Raw genomic sequence first — 23,878 nt, forward strand, 5'->3', positions numbered from 1 at the left:
TGTAGTTTAGGAAGTGTTCATTCCGGCCAGAAAGACTTCAGTAAGATGTGTGCTTTAGCCGCAAAAGTGCACGTTTTGTGCATTTTCTGCTCATCGGTGAAAGTCCCTAGGGGGCGGCTTTGAGTTGGGCGTCCCTGGCGCCGCGGCTCCGGCTCGGACGGCGTTTCACCACGCTGACCGCCCAGATCCTCCTGGCCTCGCTGTCGCTGCTGCTCTTCACCGTGGTCCTGGGCGGCTTTCTTTACTCGATCATCAGCAACCAGACTCTGGACCAGCAGTACCAGTTGCGTGCCCTGGGCATTGCGGCCACCACCGCACAGATGCCGGAAATCCGCTCCGCGCTGGCTGCAGGGGATCCGGACCATGCCATCGACGGCATCGCCCATGAAGTAATGGCCGCTGCCAGGCCCGACTACGTGGTGGTCAGCGATGCGGAAGGCACGCGGTTCTCGCACCCGGACCCGGCGTTGATTGGCCGCAAACTGGAGGAACCGGTGGCGGTCCTCGATGGCCAAACCCACGTGGGTTTCGACCCCGGAAGCCTTGGCCGGTCTGCCAACGCCAAGGCCCCGGTCTTTGGCGCCAACGGCGTGGTCATCGGCCAAGTGTCGGTGGGGATAGAGGACACCCAGGTCCTCAGCAACCAAATGCAGAACATCTGGCTTATCACCGGCTTCTCAGCGCTGGTCCTTGCCCTTGGAGTCGCCGGTTCGCTGCTGCTCTCCCGGCGCATCAAACGTGTCACCTTCGACTTGGAGCCGGCCGAGATTGCTTCGCTGCTGCAGGAACGCGAGGCGTTGCTGCACGGAATCCGGGAGGGCGTCGTCGGGCTGGACGACGACGGCAAAGTGACGGTGATCAACGAGGAGGCCCGGAGGCTCCTGCACCTCGAGGGGGAAGCCTTGGGGAAGCCCATCACCGACCTGCTTCCGCACGGCCGGCTGCGGTCCCTGTTTGCCGGGCGGCTGCCCGGCGCAGACCAAGTGGCCCTGACCGAGGACGCCCTGCTGGTTGTCAACCGGATGCCCGTGGCCACCGCCGGGCGCACCATCGGTTCGGTGGTCACGCTTCGGGACCGCACCGAGATTGAAGGGCTGGTGCGGGACCTTCATTCCATCCAAGGCCTCATGGAGGCAATGCGGGCGCTCGAACACGAGTACGCCAACCGGCTCCACATCGTGGACGGCCTGCTGGAGATGGGGAACCTGGACCAGGCCAAACGATACGTCTCACAGGTCTCCACCATGTCCAGATCGCTGGGCGAACGGCTGCGCGCCACGATTGCCCCGCCGGAACTTGCGGCCTTGCTGCTGGCCAAGGTGGCGGTCGCCGCCGAACAGGACGTGCAGATGGAGGTAACGGCGGACTCCCGGCTGGAACATCCGGAGGTTGACCACACAGATTTGGTGACCATCGTGGGCAACCTCCTCGACAACGCGGTGGACGCACTGTCCAATACGCCGCGGCCGCGCCTTGTGACGGTACAGTTCGACGACGCGGACGGTGTATTCATTGCCGTCCGCGACAACGGCCCCGGCGTACCGGCGGACAAGATCGACCAGGTCATGGTGGACGGGTACTCCACGAAGGACCCGCGGCCGGGGATGCGGCGCGGCATCGGGCTGGCCCTGGTGAGCAGGATTGTGCGAAGGGCAGGGGGGACACTGGACGTGTTCCCTGGGCCCGGCGGTAATTTTGAGGTGTGGCTTCCGGCAAAGACGCCGGCAGCAGTTGAAGACAGGAGCGCGGGCGTTGATTAAGACGCTGGTAGTGGACGACGATTTCCGGGTTGCGGCTATCCACGCCGCACGGGTGGCCCGGGTGGACGGGTTCGAGTGCGTGGGCCAGGTGTACAGTGCGGCAGCGGCGCGGCAAGCAATTGCGCAGCTGAATCCTGACCTGCTCCTGCTGGACATCCACTTGCCGGACGAGGATGGGCTTTCCCTCCTGCGGTCCCTGCAGGCAGCCGGAAAACAGGTTGATTGCATTGTCATTACGGCAGCCCAGGACTTGGCGACCGTCAAGTCAGCGATGACCAGCGGAGCCGTGTACTACCTTGTTAAGCCCTTTGGGTTTGACCGGCTTCGCACGCAGTTGGAGGCCTACCGGAAGTGGCGGGAAGAGTTGGAATCGGCGTCGACAGCCAGCCAGGCAACCATTGACAGCCTCTACAAGGCCCGTTTGGCCGGGATCAAGGCGGTTGCTCCGGCACCACGGCTGCAACCCACCATGCAGAAAGTGTTCGACGCCGTCCGTGCAGCCCGCGGGCCGGTTAACGCTGCCGAAATTGCCGAGCAACTCGGCGTCAGCCGGCCGACTGCCCAGCGTTACCTGAGCACGCTGGAACGCAAGGGCCTCCTGGTCCTGGACCTCGCCTACGGCAATACCGGGCGGCCTTTGAATTCCTACACCATTTCATGAGGCGGGCCGGAGGTTCCGTGTGCGCAGCCAAGGGTGCTGGTTGGATAGAAGTGCAGGTCAGGGGCCAGTTGAACTTTCAAATAACTTGAGCCTTTGTTGACTCTTTACCCCCTCACTTTTTGAGGTTGGCCCTGCAAAGTTGTCCTCAGTTAGACCACAGCGCACCAACCAAGTCTGAGGGGACACATCATGAAGAACAGCACTTTGATCAAGGGAACCGCTGCCATCGCCGTTGGCGCCGCATTGCTGCTGGGCGGCGGGGGCACCCTGGCCAACTGGAACGCTGAAGCTACCGCCGCACCGGGCACCATCGTTTCCGGCGACCTGAACGTCACAACGGGCAGCGGCACATGGACAGACCGTTCCGGCAATCCCGTCAACATCGCAGCCTACAAGGTAGTTCCGGGCGACAAGCTCACCTTCACCCAGACCCTCAATGTAACGTTGGTCGGCGACAAGATGGCCGCCAACGTGGCTACTACCGGCACCGCAACCAACGGCTTCACCCCGGCCAATGTGTCGGTCTCCGCACCTGTCCTGACCGTAGGCGGTACGGCTGTCTCCAACCCGCTCAAGCCCACGGGTTCCATGCAGACCGTCACTGCGACGGTAACTTTCGAGTTCCTGTCCACCACGACAGGCCGCGCGGACACCACCGCGAGCTACAACTTCAACAACGTGGCATTCCAGCTGACCCAGATCACCCAGCCCGGTCTTTCGTAGCCTGATATGCCGGGTGGCCCCAGGGCCACCCGGCCGGCAGCTTCAGGAGACAGGACCAGGAGGAACCACATGCGTATCAAGCGCTCACTTGAGGCGGCGGCGTTGATCGCCGTAGCAGTGGTTCTGGGTCTGTTCACGGTGCAGGGAACTTATGCGTTGTGGAACGCCACTGCGGTTGCCGCACCCGGAACCATAAGCTCGGCGTCGTTCGATATGGCGCTTCAAGCGGTCAACACCGGCACGTCGACCAACATGACGCTCGCGGACGGCAAGACCTCGGCAACCCTGACATTGTCTCCAGCCGGAACGTTGGGTCCGGGCACTTCGGTGTATGGCGGAGTGGTGGTCACCAACAATACCTTTGCCGGTGGCCAGTTCAACACCGCTATCACGGCAGGACAGCCGGGCGTTGCGAACCTCAACGGCGGAGTGCTTGCCACGTACATCACCGTCAGCGCGAAGTTGGCAGCTTCGCCTACGGAATGCAGCGCGTCCACCGGTTATGCGGCGATCGGTGCGCCAGGGCTCATCTCGCCCGCTGTAGCCAAAACAGGGTCAACCGTGTTCTGCTTCCAGGTCAGCCTCGATCCCAGCGCCCCATCAACAGTGAAAGGACAAGCAGTGACAATCCAAACTACACTCACCGCACGTCAGCTCTGCGGGGTGCCCAGTGGCTGCTGATCTGACCGAACGCCTTCTCGGCGGTGCAGCCGAACCGTCGAAGCGGTGGACCGGGACTACGGCGCACACCCCGCAAAGTCGAGGCAAACGCAAAGCCGCCTGGGCCGCCGTCGGACGCCTTGCCAGCATGGCCGCCCTGCTGGTTGCCCTGTTCGCCGCCCTCGTCCTGATCGTGGTACCAGTGGCGACTGGCTCGCAGACCTACACGATCCTGACCAAGTCCATGGCGCAGAAGTATCCGCCGGGCACCTTCATGGTGATGAAACCCGTGCCGTTTGAAGACCTCAAGTATGGCGATGTGATCACCTTCCAGATCTACTCGGGCCGCCCGGACGTGGAAACGCACCGGATTGTCGGTTTCGGATCCACCCAGCAGGGCGATAAGACGCTGATCACCAAGGGTGACAACAACGGCGCAAACGATGCCAGCCCCGTTCGTGCCATCCAGGTCAAGGGAAAACTGTTCTATGCCGTCCCGTACGTGGGTTTCGTGGCGAACTTCCTGGGGAACTCCGACCGGGGGACGTGGACTGTCGTCGCGGCCGTGGCCCTCATCGGCTACGGAGCCATCACCGTGTACAAGTCCGTCCGCAAGAGCCGCAAGCGCGATGACTTGGCTGCCGAGGCGGGGTAGATGTTGAAGTTCCGGAACCTTCCAGGTGCGGCGCTCGCCGTCGGGGCCTTCGCGCTCACGGTGCTGCTCGGTATTGGCGGCGCCTCGGCGTCGGCGCTCTGGCAGCAAAGTGCCACGACGACCATGACGGTCACCGCATCCGGAACCTGGTCCGCGCCAGTGTTCGCTACTCCGGTTTGCAGCAATGTAGACAGCGCCAACAAGTACGTCTCACTCGGGTACTCAGGGTTCTCCGAAGCTCCGGCAAAGTTCACCTTCTCGGCAGCCGGAACCAATGGCGTCTACGGGACAAGTGCGGACATGGCCGGCCCGTTCGGTACCTCCGGGAGTTTGTCGCTCTTCGGCGACTCCACGATCTTTACCCAAGTCGCCACCACGCCGGCAACGGTGAAGATTGTGGCAACGTTCTCGGGCGGTGTTCAGGCCACCGCCTACGTGAAGGTGAACCTTGAGATAGGCACAGGCAACAAGAAGATCTACTGCGTTCCGGTCTAGATCAGCAGGCCGTCAGCTCGGCGGAAGAAGGTGCCGCTGCATCCCCCCATGCAGTGGCACCGTCTCCCGCCGAGCTGGCGACGCGCACATTCTTCTCCGACCCGCAGCGTCCCATGCGCTCCTGAAATGTGGGCCGCGAAAGAGGATATGCGGGTAGGGGGGGCAGCCGGCGGCGCGGGGCGCTCCGTACACTGGCACCATGTCCTGCCGAATCAGCGAACTGGTCCTGAACTGCGCCGACCCCGAACTGCTTGCGCGGTTCTGGAGTGAGGTCCTTGGTTATGTCGAGCTGGACCGGGAGGAGGGCGGGATTGAGATCGGTCCACCGGGCGCCGGGTTCGTCGGACTGCAGCCCACGATTTTCCTCAGCCCAAGCACCAATCCCAGGGTGGGAAGGCTTCCGCTGCACATCGACGTCAACCCGGTGGACCGGGACCAGGACGCTGAGCTGGAACGGCTGCTGGCCCTCGGTGCCCGGCCGGCCGACGTGGGGCAGACCGGCGACGAGCAGTGGCACGTCCTGCAGGATCCCGAAGGAAACGAGTTCTGCCTGCTGCGCAAACGGCTCGATCGCTGAAACACTATCCCTCCGGGCAGGAACTGAAAGCGCGTGAAGGGTGAGTACCTGGCGGCGCCCACTTCAAAACGCCGCCCAGGCACCTGCAACTATTCACTGCACCAATCAAGGGTGGGGACTCCAAATCCTCAAGGTTGCCTCAAGACTTCCCGACAGTACGCAGGAGCAATCGACGCAGGCTTGGCTGGTCATGAGATGTCCCACAACGGCCCTTGGTAGGCGCAGTAAGCCGTATTGCAGAAGGCAACGGCTGCACCCCGGGCCAGGTCGCGCTGGCCTGGGCCACGCTTCCCGTCCAGGGCGCCCGCTACGCCGACGCCGCGGAGGCCAGGACCAACCGCTAAAATCTGGGCCAAAGGTCCTTACGGGGCAGGCGCGCGGCCGCTACATTGTAGCTACTCATGCTGGCGCCTCCCCACACCAGCCCATCGCGACTGAGGTACCACCATGGAGCTCTTCAGCGACAAACCAGCAATCGCCGCGGCCGCCCTCACAAGGCTCGTTGCCGCGGATGCCAAGGCAAGGAGCCTGCCCCCCGACCGCCTCCAGGCATACCTCAGCGACCTCGTGGTCCGGAATGGACCCAGCATCCTGGAGGAACTGGCCATCGAACTGGCCCGCCAGCACCTTGCGACCCTGGACAGGCTTGCCAAGGCAACCGGACGGCCGGCCGCCCGCTACCTTGACGACATTGAGCTTGCAGCAGCCATGGGCGAAAGCATGGGACGGGATGCGCCGGACGTGGGTGACACCGATAACACGTGATGTTGACCCAGCCGAAACATTCCGGCGCCCCTTCTCCCGTAACCTTAAATGCAGGACTTTTCAGGGAAGGACCCATCAGAGCATGGAAACCACGGACACCGTCGTGAAGCCCGTCATCGGGCTCAGCACTTACCTCGAGCAGGCGGACACCGCCGGCTGTGGTGCCCTCAGTGCCGCCTTCCTGCCGGAAACTTACCTCGCGCCGATTATTGCCGCCGGCGGCATCCCCACCCTGCTTCCGCCCCAGCCCGTGGCGCAGGGCGTGATCGAAATCCTGGTAAGCCGGCTGGACGGCCTGCTGATTCCGGGCGGCTGGGACGTGGACCCGGCCCTCTACGGACAGGAACCACACCCGCGCACTGACCAGCCGCGGCCCGAACGGGACGCCTGGGAACAGGCCCTGATCCGGGAGGCACTCCGACAGGACGTCCCGCTGCTGTGCATCTGCCGCGGTGAGCAGTTGCTGAACGTGACCCTGGGCGGCACGCTGCACCAGCATCTGCCCGAAGTGGTTGGGCACGGCGAGCACCAGCTGGGCGGCTTCCAGTACAACCGGATCCCGGTGGAAGTACGGCCGGAATCCCAGCTCGCGCAGCTGATAGGTGCCGATATCCAGCTGGTTCCAGTGGCCCACCACCAGGCTGTGGACAAGCTGGGCGAGGGCCTGGTGGCATCGGCGTGGACGGAAGAGCACGTGGTGGAGGCCATCGAATATCCCCCGGCCACTTTCGCCATGGGCATTCAGTGGCACCCCGAGGAACTGTCTGAGGACTACGGGCTCTTCCAGGGGTTCGTCGAAGCAGCCCGGGCGAAGTACCTGTCCCGCCTGCGCCCGGCAACGCCGTCGTCCGTTGCTGACTCACCCGCGTCTTTCCTGGCAACTTCAGTCCCGGCGATCTCGGTGAACCCGGAAGCCTTCTGACCTGCTGGAACTCCGCGAAAGCTGCCGGGAGAGCCGGGTTATGGCGTCACCCATCCTTGCGGTAAAGAAATAAGCATGCTTAGTATATGGAAGTGAGGTGAAGCAAGAGCCCTACTATTGCTGGCCTGGGAGTAGTGTGCGATGACGCGCAGAGTGGGTGTTGAAGAAGAGTTCCTCATAGTCGACGGCGCCAACGGCCACCCCGTGGCGTTGGGGCAGGTGATGCAGCGGGTGTCGGAGTACCCCAACCTCAGCAGCGAAATGAAGCAGGAACAGATAGAAACCTGTACGCTTCCCAGGCTGACCCTCGCGGAAATTTCCCAGGACATCGTGGCGGGCCGCAGGAACGCCGACGCCCTGGCCCGGCTGGCCGGTGCGAGGGCAGTTGCGCTGGCGACGTCTCCGCTGCCCGTTGACTCGACGGTGGCGCCCGGTGAACGCTGCGGCCAGCTCATGGCACGGTATGGGCTGACCGCGGTGGAGCAGCTTACCTGCGGCTGCCACGTGCACGTGGAGATCGAATCGGACGAGGAAGGCGCGGCCATCCTGGACCGCATCCGGATCTGGCTGCCGGTACTGCAGGCCATCGCCTCCAACTCGCCGTTCTGGAACGGCAACGATTCGGGCTATGCGGGCTACCGCTCCCAGGCGTGGAACCGTTGGCCCACCACCGGGCCCAGCGGGATTTTTGGGTCGGCCGCCGCCTACCACGCCCACGTCCGGCAAATCCTGGGCTCCGGGGTCCCCCTGGACAAGGCAAGCCTTTACTTTGACGCCCGGCTCAGCGACCGCCACCCCACTGTTGAAGTCCGGATCGCGGACGTCTGCCTCTTTGCGGACGACGCGGTCCTGGTGGCCGCACTGGTGCGGGCGTTGGCAGAGACAGCAGCCAGGCAATGGCGCGACGGCGTGTCCCCGGCACCGGTGCCCACGGCCCAGGTGCGCCTCGCCTCCTGGCAAGCCAGCCGGTTTGGCCTGGAAAGCGACCTTATCCATCCCGCACTGGGCGAGCCGCGGCCGGCCTCCGACGTGCTTTCCGCACTGCTGGATTACGTCCGCCCCGTGCTGGCGGAACAGGGCGAACTGGAAACAGTGGAGTTGCTGCTGTTCCAGGTGATGGCCAGGGGGACGGGGGCCGTGGCCCAGCGCGAGGTATTCGCCCGCACCGGCAGCCTGGCCGCCATGATTGCCCAGGCCATCCACAGCACTGCCCTGCCCGCCATGGCCCATCACCGGCAGGACGACCAAGCTCCCGAACCCAATCCCGCCCTAGCAACTCCCGACCCCAATCCCGCCCCGCCCGATCCCGTCCGCGGCCAGGCGCCGGACCACGGTCAAGGTACCGCGGTCCTGGACAACCAGCCCCTCTAACCGACGCAGGAGGTCCCCGTGGACCAGAATGAAATGGATCAGAACCAGGCGCCAGTAATAGACGCGCTGGCGGAACACCAGAAGCTGGGGCGGTACGGTTTTACCCCGCCCGCGCACAGGCAGGGCCGGGTGGTGGACCCCCGCGTGCTGGAGGTGCTGGGCGAACAAAGCTTCAAGGCCGACGTCGTTGCCTCCTCGGGCCTGGACGACAGGAAGTCCTCCAACGGCTACCTGTCCAAGGCGGAAAAGCTGTTGGCGGCCGCTGTCGGGGCTGACCAGGCGTTCTTCTCCACCTGCGGCAGTTCACTCTCCATCAAGGCTGCCATCCTGGCCGTGACCCGGGGCGAAGGGGAACTCCTCATCAGCCGGGACGCGCATAAGTCGGTCACGTCCGGCCTGGTGTTGTCGGGGCTGCAGCCGCGGTGGATCAAACCCCGCTGGGACAATGAGCTGAAGATGAGCCACCCGCCCGCGCCCGAGACAGTGGAGGAGATGTGGCAGCGCTACCCGGATGCGTCGGCGGCCCTGATCGTGAGCCCCACCCCGTACGGGACGTGCGCGGACCTGGAAGCCATCGTTGAAATCTGCCACAAGCGGGGCAAGCCGCTGATTGTGGACGAAGCGTGGGGCGCGCAACTGCCCTTCCACCCGGACACCCCCACCTGGGCCATGTCTGCCGGCGCCGATATCTGCGTGGTCAGCGTCCACAAGATGGGCCTGGGGTTTGAACAAGGCTCCATCTTCCACCTGCAGGGAGGCCTGGTGGACCCGGTCCGCCTCAGCCAGTGCGCGGACGTCCTGTCCACCACCAGCGCCAACACCCTGATCTACGGGGCCATGGACGGCTGGCGGCGGCAAATGGTGCAGGAAGGCAAGGCCATGATCGACAAGGCCCTGGGCCTGGCGCGCCGCGTGCGCAAAGAGATCGAGGCCATTCCCGGCCTCCATGTCCTGGAGGATGAGCTGGTCCATGCGGAGGCCTCCCATGACCTGGACATCCTGCACGTCCTGGTTGACGTCTCACAGCTGGGCATCAGCGGCTACCAGGCCACCGACTGGCTTCGCGGGAACTGCCGCATCGACCTTGGTACCAACGACCACCGGCGCGTCGAGGCCGTAATGTCCGTGTCGGACGATGACGACACGGCGAAGCTGCTGCTGGACGGCCTGCGCGCGCTGGTTGATGCCGCGCCGTCCCTGCCCCGGCCGCCCGCCGTCGTGATCCCCGATGAGAAGGACCTCTTCCTGGAAACGGTGATGCTGCCCCGTGATGCCTTCTTTGGGCCGGTGGAAGTGGTCCCGGTGGAGGAAGCGGCCGGCCGGATTGCCGCCGAGATGGCGACGCCCTATCCGCCCGGAGTGCCGCTGCTGCTGCCCGGCGAACGGATCAACCAGGCGGCCATCGACTACCTGCGCAGCGGCGTGGAGGCGGGCATGGTCCTGCCCGATCCTGCCGACCCGACCCTGAAGACCATCCGGGTTGTCCGCGAAGAACACCACAAACAGCAGTAGGAACCTGAAAACCGCAGTAAACAGCAAGGAATACAACATGTGTGGCATAGCCGGCGAAATCGCATTCAATGGCAGGGCGGCGTCGGGGGAAGCAGTTCTGAAAATCATGGGGGCCATGACCTCCCGGGGACCGGACGGAAGGGGAAGCTGGAGCGGCGGCTGGGTTGCGTTGGGGCACCGGCGGCTGAGCATCATCGACCTCTCCGACGCAGGGTCCCAGCCCATGGAGGACGACGGTGGCCTCACCATCGCCTTCAACGGCTGCATCTACAACTACCAGGAGCTGCGCCGGGAACTGGAGCCCGAGTTCCGCTTCCGGTCTACCAGTGACACCGAGGTGATCCTCAAGGCCTACCGGAAATGGGGTGGTGACTTTGTCCACCACCTGGCAGGCATGTTCGCGATCGCCATCTACGATCCGCAGCGGGAGGAAGTCCTCCTTGTCCGCGACCGGCTGGGCATCAAGCCGCTGTACGTTTCGCACCTGCCCGGGAAGATGCGCTTCGCGTCCACGCTGCCCGCGCTGGTTGCCTCCGGCGGGATCGACACCGGCATCGACGAGGTGGCTCTGCACCACTACCTGAGCTGGCACTCGATCGTGCCGGCGCCGCACACCATCCTGCGCGGTGTCCGCAAGCTGCCGGCCGCCACCATCCGCACCGTCCGCGCTGACGGGACGTGGCATGACCGCGAGTACTGGCGGCCGGAGTACACCCGGAAGCCAGAGCACGCGGGCTGGTCCGCTGCCGACTGGCAGGACGCCGTGCGGGATTCCTTGCGGACAGCAGTACGACGCCGGATGGTGGCCGATGTGCCGGTAGGTGTCCTTTTGTCCGGGGGACTGGATTCCAGCCTCCTGGTTGCCCTGCTCGCGGAAGAGGGCCAGCACGGACTGTCCACGTTCAGCATCGGGTTCGACGACGGTGCCGGCGGTGACGCCGGGAACGAGTTCGAGTACTCGGACCTGGTGGCACGCGAATTCGGTACCCGGCACGAACGGCTGCACGTTTCCACCGCTGATTTTGCGCCCTCGATCGGGGACGCGCTCGAGGCCATGTCGGAGCCCATGGCCAGCCACGACGTCACCGCTTTCCACCTGCTCTCCGACACGGTGTCCCGGCATCTGAAGGTGGTGCAGTGCGGGCAGGGCGCGGACGAGGTGTTCGGCGGCTACGGCTACCACCAGCCCCTGGCCGGTGTGCCGCGCGAACAGGCCCTGGCTGCCTTTACTGCCTCTTTCGTTGACCACAGCCACGAGGAACTCCTGAGGATCCTGGAACCGGAGTGGTACGCCGGTTCCGATGTCAGCGGCAGGGTCCTGGCCAGCCACTTGGCGGCTCCGGGCGCGGAAACCGCGTTGGACGCTGTCCTCCGCCTCGACACCCACCTGCTCATGGTGGACGATCCGGTAAAGCGGCTGGACAACATGAGCATGGCCTGGGGGCTTGAGGCCCGGGTGCCGTTCCTGGACCACGAACTGGTGGAACTGGCGGCCTCGTGCCCGCCGGAACTCAAGGCAACGCAGGGCGGCAAGGGAATCCTGAAAGACCTGGGCCGGCAGCTGCTGCCGGCGGCCGTGATCGACAGGCCCAAAGGGTATTTCCCCGTCCCGGCCCTGCGGCACCTGGAGGAACCGTTCATCACCATGGTCACCGACGCCCTCCACGCCCCCGAGGCCAAACAACGCGGCTTGTTCCGCCCGTCCTACATCGACAGGCTCCTGGAGGATCCCAACAGCCAGCGCACACCGGTGAAAAGCAACGTCCTGTGGCAGTTCGCGCTGCTGGAAATGTGGCTGCAGCGCCACGGTGTGGGGTAGGGCATGGCAGTAGCGTCCGGCGCAGGCCGGGACGTGCCGGCGGATCTGCGCCAGGCCGTCCACGGCGACTTTCCTGCCGCCGTGGACCAACTCTCGGCGCTGGTCAGGATCCCCGCCATGGCCTGGGACTCCTTCGACCCCTCGCAGCTGGACCAGGCCGCGCTGCAGGTGGCGGAGTTGCTCCGCGGTGCCGGCCTGGCCGACGTCGACATCCTGCAGGCGCCGCGGCCGGAGGGCACCCCCGGTGCACCTGCCGTGGTGGGACGCCGGCACGCAGCACAGGGCAAACCCACCATCCTGCTGTACGCGCACTATGACGTCCAGCCCGCTGGCCAGCTGGAACTTTGGGAGAGCCCGCCGTTCGAAGCGGTGGAGCGCGGCGGCCGGCTGTGGGGCAGGGGAGTGGCGGACAACAAGGCCGGGGTGCTGCTGCACGTGGCCGCCGTCCGCAATGCGCTCCGGGTCCTGGACGGCCGTCTGGGCGTGGGGATCACTGTGTTCGTCGACGGCGAGGAGGAGGCGGGCTCGCCGTCACTGCCCCAGCTGCTGCAGCAGCACGCCGACCTGCTGCGGGCGGATGTGCTGGTGGTGGCCGACTCGGGGAACTGGAAGGTGGGCGTGCCGGCCCTGACCACCAGCCTCCGCGGGCTGATCCTGGGAACCATCGAGGTGCGGGTGCTGGAGCACGCCCTGCACTCCGGGACGTACGGCGGTCCACTGGTGGATGCGGTGGCCGCGCTGTCCCGCCTCATCGCGTCCTTCCACCACGACGACGGCAGCGTGGCGGTGGAGGGCCTGCTGGCTGTGGAGGAGCCCGGCCCGCCGTTGTCCGAGGCTGAATTCCGGGCTGATTCGCGTGTCCGCCCTGGGGTGCCCCTTGCCGGCACGGGATCCTTGACGTCCAGGCTGTGGACCAAACCGGCGATGGCCATCATCGGGATCGATGCGCCTTCCGTGGCACTGTCCTCCGACACGTTGCAGCCGGCGGCCCGGGCCAGGTTCAGCCTCAGCCTGGCGCCGGCATCCGACACGGCGGCGGCCATGGAGGCGGTCCGCCGGCATGTGGAGACGCATGTGCCTTTCGGGGCGGAGGTGGTGTTCACCCCCGGTGGCCGGACCCAGGGGTTTGCCGGGGATGCACACTCCCGTTCATCGGAGCTGATGCTGGCCGCCATGGGTGACGTGTGGGGTGTTCCGGCTGTCTCGATGGGCGTGGGCGGCTCGATCCCCGCCGTGAACATTCTGAACAAGCTGTTCCCGGAGGCGGAAATCCTGGTCACCGGCGCCGAGGACCCTGACTCCCGGGCCCATGGGGCCAACGAGTCCATCCACCTGGGCGATTTCGAAAACGCGATCCTGGCCGAGGCTGTGCTGCTGGCCCGCCTCAACGCCGCGGACTAACCGCCAAAGGTGGCCCGTCAGCGGCGCGGTGCGTCCCGCCGTCGTGCGGCGAACGCGAACAGGGAGGTGGTGGCCACGGTGGCCAGGTACCCGGCGATCACAATCAGCGAGATACCGGCCCAGAAGTAGTTGGTGGTGCTGGTTTCCTGCCATGGGCTGGGCGCAATCCGGATCAGGGAATAGACCGCCACCCCGGCGGAGCCCAGCCCAATCAGCACCGGAAGCGTGAGCCAGATCCGTGCCGAGCCGGGGTGTTCGCCGAACCCGTCCCACTCGTTCCACGACCCGCGCCGGAGGATCAGCCAGCCGGCCGGAATCATGAAGGCGCCCACCAGCAGGAACGCGGCCACCACGTCCGCCGGGCGGTGCCACTGGTTGATCAGGGTGGATACCCCGGAGGCGATGGCGAAGGAGCCCCCGATGAAGCCGGCCATCGGGCGCCAGCGCGGGGACGCCATCAGGAACACGGCCGCCGCGGCAGAGGCCGCCAGCGTGGTGTGGCCGGAGGGAAGCGAATTCAGCTCCAGGGTCAGCACGCCTTTGTCCGGGCGCGGCGGCAGCAGGTCCTTCAGCACCTGCGTTGCCACGTTCGCGCCGATGCACGCCGCCACGGCAATCCCGGCTTCCGCCCAATGCCGACGGATCACGGTAACGAACAGGACCACGACGGCGGCCATCACCAGTGAAATGGTGGGCAGCCAATCGAGGAACTGGGTGGCGGCCTTGCCGGCCGGCCCGTGGATCTCCACTGCTTCCGCCAGCGCGGACTCGTCGATGAACTGGCCCGTGGTGGTCTGGACGAAGAAGTAGTAGGTGGCAACCAGTCCCGCGATGCACCCCACCGTGGACAGCACAAACAGGAACGCCGAGCCCGGGGCAGGCCGTGCGGGAGTCCTGGTGGAGAGTTGCCGTGAAGAAGTCATCGCGGTTAAGGGTGACACAAAAAGCTGGAAGGCCGCTCAGGCGGCGGGTTTGACCGGGTCCAGCCGGGGGACGGCCGCGGTTGCCACCAGCAGCGCCAGCGCACCGAGCCCGAACGGCAGGGCCGTGGCCGTGGCGATGGCGCCCACCAGCAGGGGTCCGCCGGCATCGCCCAGTTCCCGCCCCAGCTCTGCCGAGCCCATGGTCCGGCCCATCCGCTCCGGCGGCGTGGTGTCCGCCAGGTGCGCGAAGCCAAGCGGGGTAGCCACGCCGATGCCCGTCCCGGTAAGTGCGGCCGCAACGAAAATGGTGACCACTCCCGGGGCGGCCGCCACCAGCCCAACGCCCGCGGCAATCAGGAGCAGGCCCGTCGTCGTGCCCTTGTTGTCGGTGACGGCATGCCGGTCCCGCAGCCTGCCGATCCACGGCTGGGTGAGCACCGAGCCGAGGGCCACCACGCTGACCGCGGCAGTGCCGGCGAAGGCGTCCAGGCCGTGGCGGGTGGCCAGCGCCGGAAGGAATCCGACGGCGGCACCCAGCGCGCCCGTGGACGCGGCGAGCACCAGCGTGGGGACCAGGAAACGGCGCTCGCCCACCTGCCGGGCCAGGTCCAGCAGCGTGTACCGCTTCCGCGGCAACGGCGCCAGGCGCGGCACGGACAGCAGCACCCATACGGCCGTGGCCGCCGCCAGCGCTGACAACATGCCGAACAGCAGGGGGAAACCACCGGCCAGGATCAAACCGGCGCCCAGCGGCGGACCAACGATGTAGCCCAGGCTCTTCCAGGAGCCGTACCGGCCAAAGTAGGTGCCCGCCTTTCCGCCCCGGGCCATCCTTGCCACCATGGCGGACGACGACGGCGAGAAGGCCGAGGCTGCGGCCCCCTGTCCCAGCCGGGCCAGGGCAAGAATGAGCGGGTTGGCAGCGCCGAGGCCGATCAACGACAGTGCTGCGAAGGCGAGCAGTCCGCCGACGATGACGGGCTTGGCGCCAACGCGGTCGCTGAGGGCGCCGAAGACCGGCTTGAGGAACACCTCGGCCACATCGTAGAGGGCCAGCAGGATGCCGAGGTTCAGCAGGGTCAAGCCGATGTTTTGGCTCTGCGAGCCCAGTCCGGCCGCGATGCTGTGGGCGCCGAACGCCGTGACGAACCCCGCCGCGTACAGCGGTGCCGTTGACGAGCGGGCAGGCTGCCTGCCGGGCAGGGATCCGTCGGAGCTCATAATGGGGACTTTAGTACCTTCACAAACTTGTGAAAACTTCGAAGACTTAGGCCATGAACACCGTTGTCCAAACAGTGGGGCTGCACAAACATTTCGGCCACGTCAGGGCCCTCGACGGGTTGGACCTGGAAGTCCAGCGCGGGGAAATCCACGGGTTCCTGGGCCCGAACGGCGCTGGAAAGTCCACCACCCTGCGGGTCCTCCTGGGCCTCGCCCGGGCCACCTCCGGTTCCGCAACTGTTCTCGGGTACGAGCCCTGGACCCAGGCCGTGGAACTGCACGGCCGGCTTGCCTACGTACCCGGCGACGTCCGGCTCTGGCCCAACCTCTCCGGCGGCGAAACCATCGACCTGCTCTCGCGGCTGCGCGGCGGTACGGCGGACAGTGCGGCCTACCGCCGCCGGAAGAACCACCTGTGCCAGGTCTTCGACTTCGACCCGGCGAAAAAGGGGCGTGCGTACTCCAAGGGCAACCGGCAAAAAGTCGCCCTGATCGCAGCCCTCGCCACCGAGGCTGAGCTCTACCTGCTGGACGAGCCCACCAGCGGCCTTGACCCGCTCATGGAGGAGGTGTTCCGCCGGGAGTTGCTCGCCGCCGTCGGCCGCGGCGCCACCGTGCTCCTTTCCAGCCACATCCTCTCGGAAGTGGAGGTGCTGTGCCACCGCGTGAGCATCATCCGCGCGGGCAGGATTGTCGACGGCGGCACGCTCGACTCCCTGCGGCACCTCACCAGGTCGGAAGTATCGTTCGCTGCAGACGGTTTGGACGCGCAGGCCCTGGCCCGGCTGGGTGCCGTGCATGACCTGACGCTCGACGCCGGGCGGGTGAGGTTCACCGCCGATTCGGACCGGATCGCAGAGGTACTTCCGGCCCTGGGGACACTGGGCGTGCAGGGCCTGACGATCGTCCCGCCGTCGCTGGAGGAGCTGTTCCTCCGGCATTATGGGGACACCTCCCTTGGCGCCGAAACCCGGGCCGACACGCCGGCCGACGGCAACCACGGCTCCCGGCGGCACCTGCTCGGCGCAAGGGGGCGGAGCTGACATGGGCGTCCTCCTGGTCCTCTGGGGCCAGCGGCTTCGCCGGGACCGCTGGCAGCTCCTCAGTTGGGTAGTGGCCATCGGGGCATTCGCCATGTTCGCGGCGGCCGCCGTCACGCAAACCTACGGCAACGTGGCCAGCCGCACCGAGATCCTGCAGGTGGCCATCGCCACCCCCGCCATCCTGTTGCTCCGCGGCCTGCCCCGCGGCGCAGACCAGGGCGCCTTTACGTTCTTCCTGATCTACGCATTTCTGGCCCTGCTGGCCGGCCTGATGAGCACCTTCCTCGCGGTGCGCCATACGCGGGCGGAGGAGGAAACCGGCGCGGCGGAACTCATCGCAGCCACGCCGGCGGGACGGCTGCTGCCCACGGCCGCCACCTTGCTGCACGGCGCCACGGCCAACGTCCTCGTGGCTCTCGCCGTCTTTGCCGGGTTCCTGTCGCAGGGCCTGGAACCGCAAGGTTCCCTGATCGCCGGAGCCGCAACGGGCGCCGTCGGCCTCGCTTTCCTTGGCGCAGGACTGCTGGTGGCCCAGTTCATGGGGACCTCCCGGGGCGCGAACGGCGTATCCGCGGCGCTGGTGGTCCTGGCGTACGTCCTGCGCGGGATCGGGGACGCCACCGGAACGCCGGGCGCGGGCGGAACCACGATGACCGAGGGGGCAGCCAGTTGGCTTTCCCCCATCGGCTGGGGCCAGCAAACCTTCGCCTACTCCGGAAACCGCGGGTGGCCGTTGCTGCTGCCGGTGGGACTGGGCGCAGGCTGCCTCGCGGCGGCCTGGTTCATCCTGGGCACCCGTGACGCCGGTGCGTCCGTTTGGGGCACACGGCCCGGACGGGCCGCCGCCCGGCGCGGCCTTCGCAGTCCGGTGGCCCTGGCCCTGCGGCTGCAGGCGGGATCCATCACCGGCTGGGGGGTCAGCGGCCTGGCCGTGGGGCTGTTGGCGGGATCGCTCGGAAACGCGATTGCCGCCATCGACACTCCGGACACCAGCATCACGGCGATGCTGCGCCTGATGCTCCAGTCGCAGGGAACCTCGCTCACCCAGCTCATGGTGTCCGTGCTCTTTTCCATGGCCGGGGTCCTGGCTGCGGCATGTGCGCTGCAGGCGGTGATCAGGCTGCGGCAGGAGGAAGCGGCCGGTACGGCCGAACTCCTGCTGTCGGCTCCAGTGGGGCGGGTGAGGTGGCTTGCCGGCTACCTGCTGCTGGGAGCGGCCGCGGTGGTGCTGGTGGTTGGCCTGACGGGAGTGGGGGCGTGGGCCACCCTTACCGGCTCCGGCGATGAATCCATGCCGGCCGGTGCCCTGTGGCAAACGGCCCTGGCCCAGCTGCCGGCGGCCTTGATCTACCTGGCCGTGCCTGCCCTGGTGTTCGTCCTGTGGCCCGCTGCCACCATCGCCGGCAGCTGGGCGTTGTTGGCCCTTGGGGTGATGCTGGGAATATTCGGGGCCATGCTGGGCATCGATCAAAGCCTGCGCGACCTCTCGCCGTTCGCCCACACACCAGTGCCGCAGGGGGATGCCACGGACTGGAGCGGAGCCTGGTGGATGCTGCTGATTGCCGCCGTTGCCGCCGCGCTGGCTGTTGGCCTGATGCGGCGGCGGGAGGTGGGCTCGCCATGAGGGCCGAGGCCGATGTGGCGGCCGCCCGGGACGTGCTGCCGGACGCCGGTGCCGCGGATGGCGGTTCCACGGGTGCCACCGCCGCCGCGGCCGAACGTACCGCAGCCGCCTTCGCTGCAGCAGGGTTTCCCAAAATGCCGGCACGGACGTTGCTGGCGCTGGTGTCCTCGGAGCAGGGGAGCCTCACGGCCGCTGAGCTCTCGGAGCGGCTGGGTGCCAGTGCCGCGGCCGTGTCCGGCGCCGTACGATACCTGCAGACCGTCGGCTTCGTGCACCGCGTCGCGCAGCCCGGAAGCCGCCGTGACCTTTACGCCCTTCACCAGGACGAGTGGTACGTCGTCTCCATGCGGAACAGCCCCGTCTACGAAAAGCTTGCGGCGCTGACGGACGCCACGGCGGAAACGCTCGTGGAAGGATCGGCGGCCCGGGCCCGGGTGGCTGAGATGGCCCGGTTCTACCGGTTCCTCAACTCGCGGCTGCCTGCCCTGCTGGACGAGTGGGAGCGTGAGCGGGAGGCGGAGCCGTGACCATCATCGACAATGCGGTGTACGTCAACGGGCTGCGCACCGAGGACCCGGAGGACCTTGACGAGACATACTTCCTGCTGCGGCAGCGCGAGGGAATGGCATGGATCGGCCTCTACCGGCCTGACGCAGAGGAACTGCAGTCCGTGGGCGAGGAATTCGACCTCAACCCCCTGGCCATCGAGGACGCGCTCGCCGGCCACCAGCGTGCCAAGCTGGAGCATTACGGTGAGTGCTTGTTCCTGGTGCTCCGGCCCGCCCGGTACCGCGACGACGAGGAGAAGGTGGACTTCGGCGAGATCCATGTTTTTGCGGGTGAGGAGTACGTGGTCACGGTCAGGCACGCGGAGTCCCCGGACCTCGCCAAGGTCAGGCACCGCATGGAATCCATGCCGGAGTTTTTGGCCCTTGGCCCGGATGCCGTGCTGTACGGGATCCTGGACCAGGTGGTGGATGAGTACGAGCCAGTTGTGGCCGGCCTGGAAAACGACATCGACGAGATTGAGGACGACCTCTTCGGTGCCGATCCGGACGTGTCCCGCCGCATCTACGAACTGTCCCGCCAGGTCATCACCTTCCAGCGTGCCACGAGCCCGCTCGCTGGGATCCTGCAGGCCCTGATGGCCGGAGCCCCGGACCGCGAACAGGCTACGGAGCTCAGGGACCACTACCGGGATGTCCTTGACCACGTACTGCGGCTTAACGAGCGGGTGGCCTCCTTCCGCGCCCTGCTCCAGAACGCGCTCGCCGTCAACGCGGCGTTGGTGGCCCAGCGGCAAAACGATGAAATGCAGCGCATGACCGAGTCCAGCTTTGAGCAAAACGAGCAGGTCAAGCGCATCTCCTCATGGGCGGCCATCCTCTTCGCCCCCACGCTGGTGGCGTCGATTTACGGGATGAATTTCACCAATATGCCGGAGCTGGCGTGGACCTACGGCTACCCGTATGCGCTGGGCCTGATGGTGGCCATGGGCCTTGTCCTTTACCTGGCGTTCAAGCACAACAAATGGATCTGAGCCACCGTCCCTGATGCGGTCCTCACAGTTTCATGCCCTACCATGGGCTACTAATCCTAAGCTTGCTTAGTAGTTGGCGGCTTGGCAGTCGATGGTGAGTGGAGAGAACTGGATGAGCAAGGCCGAAACGACCGGACGGCCCCAAGTCGAGGGCGCGGCAGCCGCCGCAGGACGGAAGTCCCTCCTGCGCAGGTTCGGTTCGCTGCTCGGTCCCGGACTGGTAACCGGTGCCGCTGACGATGACCCGTCCGGGATTGCCACTTACGCAAAGGCCGGTGCCACCTTCTCCAACGGCATGTTGTGGACGGCGCCGGCGGCACTTCCCATGATGATGGCGGTCCAGGAGATCTGCGACCGCACGGCACTTGCCACCGGCGAAAGCCTCGGCAGGCTGGCCCGGCGCAAGTTTTCCCGCCGCCCGCGGCTCGTGATTGCCATCCTGATCGTTGCCCTGCTGGTGGGCAACGTCCTCAACGCCGCTGCGGACCTCATGGCCATCGGGCAGGGCATGCAGATGCTCGGTGCCGGCCCCGACCATCTGTGGAGCGCGATTGCAGGGATCGGCATCACCGTGGCACTCATGAGCGGCTCGTTCGCAGTCATAGCGAAAGTGTTCAAGTGGCTGTGCGTCACCCTGCTGGCATACGTCGCGGTCCTGTTCGTGGCCGACGTCGACTGGCCGGATGTCCTGGAAGGCGTACTGGGACTGAAGTTCAGCTTCGCCCCGGAATACCTTGGCCTGATTGTCGCAGTGCTTGGCACCACCGTCTCGCCATACCTGTTCTTTTGGCAGAGCGCACACAGGGTCCAGGAACTGCGCGCCGAGGACCATGGCGGAGACGAGGCAGTGGGACTGAAGGACCGCCCGGATGCCGCCGCCGCGCATACCCTCAAAAAAGCGCGGGCCGACGTGTTCATCGGCATGGTCTTCTCCGTCCTGGTGATGTTCTCGATCATGGCCGCCACCGCAGCGACCCTGGGAAGGGACGGCACGGACGTGACCACCGCGGCCGACGTCGCCAAAGCGCTTGAACCCGTGGTGGGGCCCGCCGCCACATTCCTGTTTGCCGCCGGGTTCATCGGCACGGGCATCCTCGGCGTCCCTGTACTCGCAGCCTCCGGTGCGGCAGGACTGGCCGGCTTGTTCGGCAGGGACTGGGGCCTGGACCTCAGTCCGCGGCGCGCCCCGTTGTTCTACACCCTCCTGGGCGTGGGAATCGTTGCCGGCGTACTCATCAGCTTCGTCTCCGCCGACCCCATCGGGCTCCTGGTTTTCAGCGCCACCGTCAACGGCATAGCGGCCGCCCCGTTCCTGGTGGTCACCATGCTGATCTCCGGAGACAAAGCCATCATGGGCCAGTACCGGAACGGCAGGCTTGCCGCCACCCTGGGCTGGTTCACGGCGGCAGTCATGGTGGTGGCCGGCAGCATCGGTGTCTGGACGACCCTCACCGGGGCCTAGCCTGCCCGCCCGACGGAACGGCCGCCGTCGTACGCGCCGCCATCCTGCACGAAACTTACTGACCGATCCAACGAAAGCGAGATACAAATGGACCACAACGAAGCACCACTGCTGGACGCCCTGGACCGCTACCACCGGCTGGACCGCTACGGTTTCACCCCGCCGGCACACCGCCAGGGCCGCGGCGCCGACCCGCGCGTCCGGGAGACCCTGGGCGCCGACACATTCCGTTCCGACGTCCTGGCGTCATCCGGGCTGGACGACCGCTCGTCCTCGGGCGGATACCTGAAGAAGGCCGAGCAACTCATGGCTGATGCCGTGGGCGCGGAGCAGGCCTTCTTCTCCACCTGCGGAAGCTCCCTGTCGGTCAAGGCAGCGGTCCTGGCCGTTGCCGCCGGCAAGGGGGACTTGCTGGTGAGCCGGGACGCCCACAAATCCATCACCGCCGGGCTGGTGTTTTCCGGAATCCAGCCGCGTTGGATCCGGGCCCGCTGGGATTCCAAACTGCACCTGGCGCACCCGCCGTCGCCAGCGGACGTGGAGGAAATGTGGGAACGGTACCCGGATGCGGCAGGGGCGTTGATCGTCAGCCCCACCCCTTACGGAACCTGCGCGGATATCGCCGGCATCGCGAAAGTTTGCCACGACCGGGGGAAGCCCCTGATCGTTGATGAGGCGTGGGGCGCGCACCTTCCCTTCCATGAGGGCCTTCCCACCTGGGCGATGAGTGCCGGGGCGGATGTCTGCGTGGTGTCGGTGCACAAGATGGGCGCCGGTTTTGAGCAGGGTTCCGTCTACCACATCCAGGGCGATCTGGTGGACCCTGCACACCTTTCGGAGTGCGCTGACCTGCTGATGACCACCAGCCCCAACGTCATCCTGTACTCGGCTATGGACGGCTGGCGCCGCCAGATGGTCCAGCACGGCGCGGAGCTTCTGGGCAACGCCATGGACCTGGCCCGCCGGCTGCGCAGCGACATCGACGCGCTCCCAGGCATCCATGTCCTTGAGGACGAGCTGCTGGCCGCCGAATCCTCGCACGACCTTGACCGCCTGCAAATCCTGATGGACCTCACAGGGCTGGGTATCAGCGGTTACCAGGCGGCGGACTGGCTGCGCGAAAACTGCCAGGTGGACATGGGCCTCAGCGACCACCGCCGCATCATGGCCACCCTGTCCATGGCCGACGACGACGCTTCCGCCCAGCGGCTCCTGGACGCGTTGCAGGCCCTGATCGAGGCAGCTCCGGCGCTTCCTGCCCCTGCGAAGGTTGACCTGCCCTCGCCGTCTGGCCTGGAACTGGAGACGGTGATGCTTCCACGGGATGCATTCTTCGGGCCCCGCGAGGATGTGCCAGCCCGGGAAGCTGTGGGACGCATCGGCGCAGAGCAGATCACTCCGTACCCGCCGGGCATCCCGGTGATCCTGCCGGGGGAGCGGATCAACCAGGCTGTGGTGGACTACCTGGAATCGGGGCTGAAGGCCGGCATGGTCCTGCCCGATCCCGCCGACCCGTCATTGGGCACCATCCGGGTGGTCCAGGAGTAATCTGCGCGTCCTGCCGTGCGGCGTACAGTAAACGGCATGCCCAACCCCGGTCTCCCGCCCGCCCTTTTCCCGGGACACGTTCCCCCGCTGGAGGAACTGCTGGCTTCAGCCCACGTGGTGAGCCTGCCCATGCGGGTGAAGTTCCGCGGGATCATGCAGCGCGAAAGCCTGCTGCTGCGTGGTCCCGCGGGCTGGGCTGAGTTCTGCCCCTTCCCGGAGTATGGGGACGCCGAGGCGTCGCGGTGGCTGGCTGCCGCCCTCGAAGCGGGGTGGCAGGGCTTCCCCGCTCCACTGCGTTCAGCTGTGGCCGTGAACGCTACCGTGCCCGCCGTTCCCGCGGACCGGGTTCCTGACGTGCTGGCCCGGTTCGGCAGGGTGGACGCGGTGAAGGTCAAAGTCGCTGAGCAGGGGCAGTCATTGAATGACGACGTTGCCCGGCTTCACGCCGTTCGCGACGCTTTGCCGGATGCTGCCATCCGCGTGGACGCCAATGGCGGGTGGGACGTACCGGGCGCCCTGCAGGCGCTGACGCGGCTGGCGCTGGTGGGGCTGGAGTATGCCGAGCAGCCCGTGCCTTCCATTGAGGGCCTGGCCGAGGTCCGGTCCCGGCTGCGGGACGCGGGGACCCCGGTGCTCATCGCGGCGGATGAGAGCGTCCGCAAGGAAACCGACCCCCTCCGCGTGGCCCGGGCCGGCGCCGCGGACCTGATCGTGGTCAAGGTGGCGCCGCTTGGGGGAGTGCGGCGCGCCCTGGACATCGTTGCACAGGCCGGACTCCCCGCCGTCGTCAGCTCTGCCCTGGATACCTCCGTGGGCATCCGCGCCGGGCTGGCCCTGGCAGCTGCGCTGCCCGGACTGCCCTACGCCTGCGGGCTGGGGACGGTGTCCCTGTTCGAATCAGACATCACCCTGGACCCCCTGGTGGCCGACGACGGCGCCATCCGCCTGCGCGACGTGGCCGCCGACGCCGGGCTGCTGGAGCGGTATGCGGCTCCCGCGGAACGCCGGGACTGGTGGCTGGCCCGGCTCCGCCGCGTCCACGCCCGCCTCACCGCCTGACACGCCCGCTCACGTCTGGCGGGTTTTCCCGGGACGCCCGCTCACGTCTGGCGGGTTTTCCCAGGACGCCCGCTCACGTCTGGCGGGTTTCTCCTGCCGGTCCGCGCCAACATTCCTGCAGGTCACAGGCGGTTAAC

23 protein-coding genes are annotated in these 23,878 nt (G+C 66.7%); 21 read left to right on the plus strand and 2 right to left on the minus strand.

Annotation, left to right across the window (positions count from 1 at the left end; all coding sequences use genetic code 11):
* Positions 1–119: 119 nt before the first annotated feature.
* From J7I84_RS11980 to J7I84_RS12040, 14 genes are all read left to right on the plus strand, one after another.
* Positions 120–1,760, plus strand: coding sequence for a sensor histidine kinase (locus J7I84_RS11980; protein ID WP_214944780.1), 1,641 nt, complete (start codon positions 120–122; stop codon positions 1,758–1,760).
* A complete protein-coding gene (locus J7I84_RS11985) occupies positions 1,753–2,421 on the plus strand; it encodes a response regulator (protein WP_214944782.1) in 669 nt (222 codons plus the stop codon). The genes J7I84_RS11980 and J7I84_RS11985 overlap by 8 nt, the downstream gene beginning before the upstream one ends.
* Before the next feature lie 189 nt (positions 2,422–2,610).
* Complete coding sequence (locus tag J7I84_RS11990; protein WP_214944785.1) at positions 2,611–3,144, plus strand: alternate-type signal peptide domain-containing protein; 534 nt, start codon at positions 2,611–2,613, stop codon at positions 3,142–3,144.
* Positions 3,145–3,213: 69 nt separating this feature from the next.
* Complete coding sequence (locus tag J7I84_RS11995; protein WP_214944786.1) at positions 3,214–3,825, plus strand: hypothetical protein; 612 nt, start codon at positions 3,214–3,216, stop codon at positions 3,823–3,825.
* Positions 3,815–4,459, plus strand: a complete 645-nt coding sequence (locus J7I84_RS12000; protein WP_214944788.1) for a signal peptidase I — start codon at positions 3,815–3,817, stop codon at positions 4,457–4,459. Before J7I84_RS11995 ends, J7I84_RS12000 begins: the two co-directional genes overlap by 11 nt.
* Positions 4,460–4,954 carry a hypothetical protein gene (locus J7I84_RS12005; protein ID WP_214944790.1) on the plus strand — a complete coding sequence of 165 codons (495 nt, stop codon included), beginning with the start codon at positions 4,460–4,462 and terminating at the stop codon, positions 4,952–4,954.
* A gap of 199 nt (positions 4,955–5,153) precedes the next feature.
* Positions 5,154–5,531: a VOC family protein gene (locus J7I84_RS12010; protein ID WP_214944792.1), complete on the plus strand. Its 378-nt coding sequence runs from the start codon at positions 5,154–5,156 to the stop codon at positions 5,529–5,531.
* Between the two features lie 212 nt (positions 5,532–5,743).
* Complete coding sequence (locus tag J7I84_RS21780; RefSeq protein WP_285291218.1) at positions 5,744–5,875, plus strand: hypothetical protein; 132 nt, start codon at positions 5,744–5,746, stop codon at positions 5,873–5,875.
* Positions 5,876–5,978: 103 nt separating this feature from the next.
* Positions 5,979–6,296, plus strand: a complete 318-nt coding sequence (locus tag J7I84_RS12015; protein ID WP_214944794.1) for a hypothetical protein — start codon at positions 5,979–5,981, stop codon at positions 6,294–6,296.
* An 82-nt stretch (positions 6,297–6,378) separates the two neighbouring features.
* Positions 6,379–7,218, plus strand: coding sequence for a gamma-glutamyl-gamma-aminobutyrate hydrolase family protein (locus tag J7I84_RS12020; RefSeq protein WP_214944796.1), 840 nt, complete (start codon positions 6,379–6,381; stop codon positions 7,216–7,218).
* Positions 7,219–7,359: 141 nt separating this feature from the next.
* Complete coding sequence (locus J7I84_RS12025) at positions 7,360–8,589, plus strand: glutamate--cysteine ligase (protein ID WP_214944798.1); 1,230 nt, start codon at positions 7,360–7,362, stop codon at positions 8,587–8,589.
* 18 nt (positions 8,590–8,607) lie between these two features.
* Positions 8,608–10,101, plus strand: a complete 1,494-nt coding sequence (locus J7I84_RS21785; RefSeq protein WP_311381139.1) for an ornithine decarboxylase — start codon at positions 8,608–8,610, stop codon at positions 10,099–10,101.
* A 37-nt stretch (positions 10,102–10,138) separates the two neighbouring features.
* The gene (locus J7I84_RS12035; protein ID WP_214944800.1) at positions 10,139–11,920 is read left to right on the plus strand and encodes an N-acetylglutaminylglutamine amidotransferase; all 1,782 of its coding nucleotides are present in this window, start codon (positions 10,139–10,141) and stop codon (positions 11,918–11,920) included.
* 3 nt (positions 11,921–11,923) lie between these two features.
* Positions 11,924–13,321, plus strand: coding sequence for a M20/M25/M40 family metallo-hydrolase (locus J7I84_RS12040; RefSeq protein ID WP_214944802.1), 1,398 nt, complete (start codon positions 11,924–11,926; stop codon positions 13,319–13,321).
* 17 nt (positions 13,322–13,338) lie between these two features.
* On the opposite strand, the gene J7I84_RS12045 is transcribed toward J7I84_RS12040, so the two are convergent.
* Positions 13,339–14,244 (minus strand): phosphatase PAP2 family protein, encoded by a 906-nt coding sequence (locus J7I84_RS12045; protein WP_214944804.1) that lies wholly within the window; start codon positions 14,242–14,244, stop codon positions 13,339–13,341.
* A 36-nt stretch (positions 14,245–14,280) separates the two neighbouring features.
* Positions 14,281–15,465 carry an MFS transporter gene (locus tag J7I84_RS12050; protein ID WP_214944806.1) on the minus strand — a complete coding sequence of 395 codons (1,185 nt, stop codon included), beginning with the start codon at positions 15,463–15,465 and terminating at the stop codon, positions 14,281–14,283.
* Positions 15,466–15,518: 53 nt separating this feature from the next.
* On the opposite strand from J7I84_RS12050, the gene J7I84_RS12055 reads away from it, so the two are divergent.
* The 7 genes from J7I84_RS12055 to J7I84_RS12085 all read left to right on the plus strand — a co-directional run bounded on the left by J7I84_RS12055 (position 15,519) and on the right by J7I84_RS12085 (position 23,741).
* The gene (locus J7I84_RS12055; protein WP_214944808.1) at positions 15,519–16,508 is read left to right on the plus strand and encodes an ABC transporter ATP-binding protein; all 990 of its coding nucleotides are present in this window, start codon (positions 15,519–15,521) and stop codon (positions 16,506–16,508) included.
* 1 nt (position 16,509) lies between these two features.
* On the plus strand, positions 16,510–18,132 hold the full coding sequence (locus J7I84_RS12060) for an ABC transporter permease (RefSeq protein WP_251046532.1): 1,623 nt from the start codon (positions 16,510–16,512) through the stop codon (positions 18,130–18,132).
* Positions 18,129–18,659, plus strand: a complete 531-nt coding sequence (locus J7I84_RS12065) for a GbsR/MarR family transcriptional regulator (RefSeq protein ID WP_214944812.1) — start codon at positions 18,129–18,131, stop codon at positions 18,657–18,659. Before J7I84_RS12060 ends, J7I84_RS12065 begins: the two co-directional genes overlap by 4 nt.
* On the plus strand, positions 18,656–19,672 hold the full coding sequence (corA, locus tag J7I84_RS12070; protein ID WP_214944814.1) for a magnesium/cobalt transporter CorA: 1,017 nt from the start codon (positions 18,656–18,658) through the stop codon (positions 19,670–19,672). The genes J7I84_RS12065 and corA overlap by 4 nt, the downstream gene beginning before the upstream one ends.
* A 112-nt stretch (positions 19,673–19,784) precedes the next feature.
* Positions 19,785–21,134, plus strand: coding sequence for an Nramp family divalent metal transporter (locus J7I84_RS12075; protein WP_214944816.1), 1,350 nt, complete (start codon positions 19,785–19,787; stop codon positions 21,132–21,134).
* Between the two features lie 87 nt (positions 21,135–21,221).
* On the plus strand, positions 21,222–22,682 hold the full coding sequence (locus J7I84_RS21790) for an aminotransferase class I/II-fold pyridoxal phosphate-dependent enzyme (RefSeq protein ID WP_214944818.1): 1,461 nt from the start codon (positions 21,222–21,224) through the stop codon (positions 22,680–22,682).
* 36 nt (positions 22,683–22,718) lie between these two features.
* Complete coding sequence (locus tag J7I84_RS12085; RefSeq protein WP_214944820.1) at positions 22,719–23,741, plus strand: o-succinylbenzoate synthase; 1,023 nt, start codon at positions 22,719–22,721, stop codon at positions 23,739–23,741.
* Positions 23,742–23,878: the final 137 nt, after the last annotated feature.

Origin of the sequence: Arthrobacter sp. ISL-85, assembly GCF_018613675.1 — a bacterium.
Classification (GTDB): domain Bacteria; phylum Actinomycetota; class Actinomycetes; order Actinomycetales; family Micrococcaceae; genus Arthrobacter.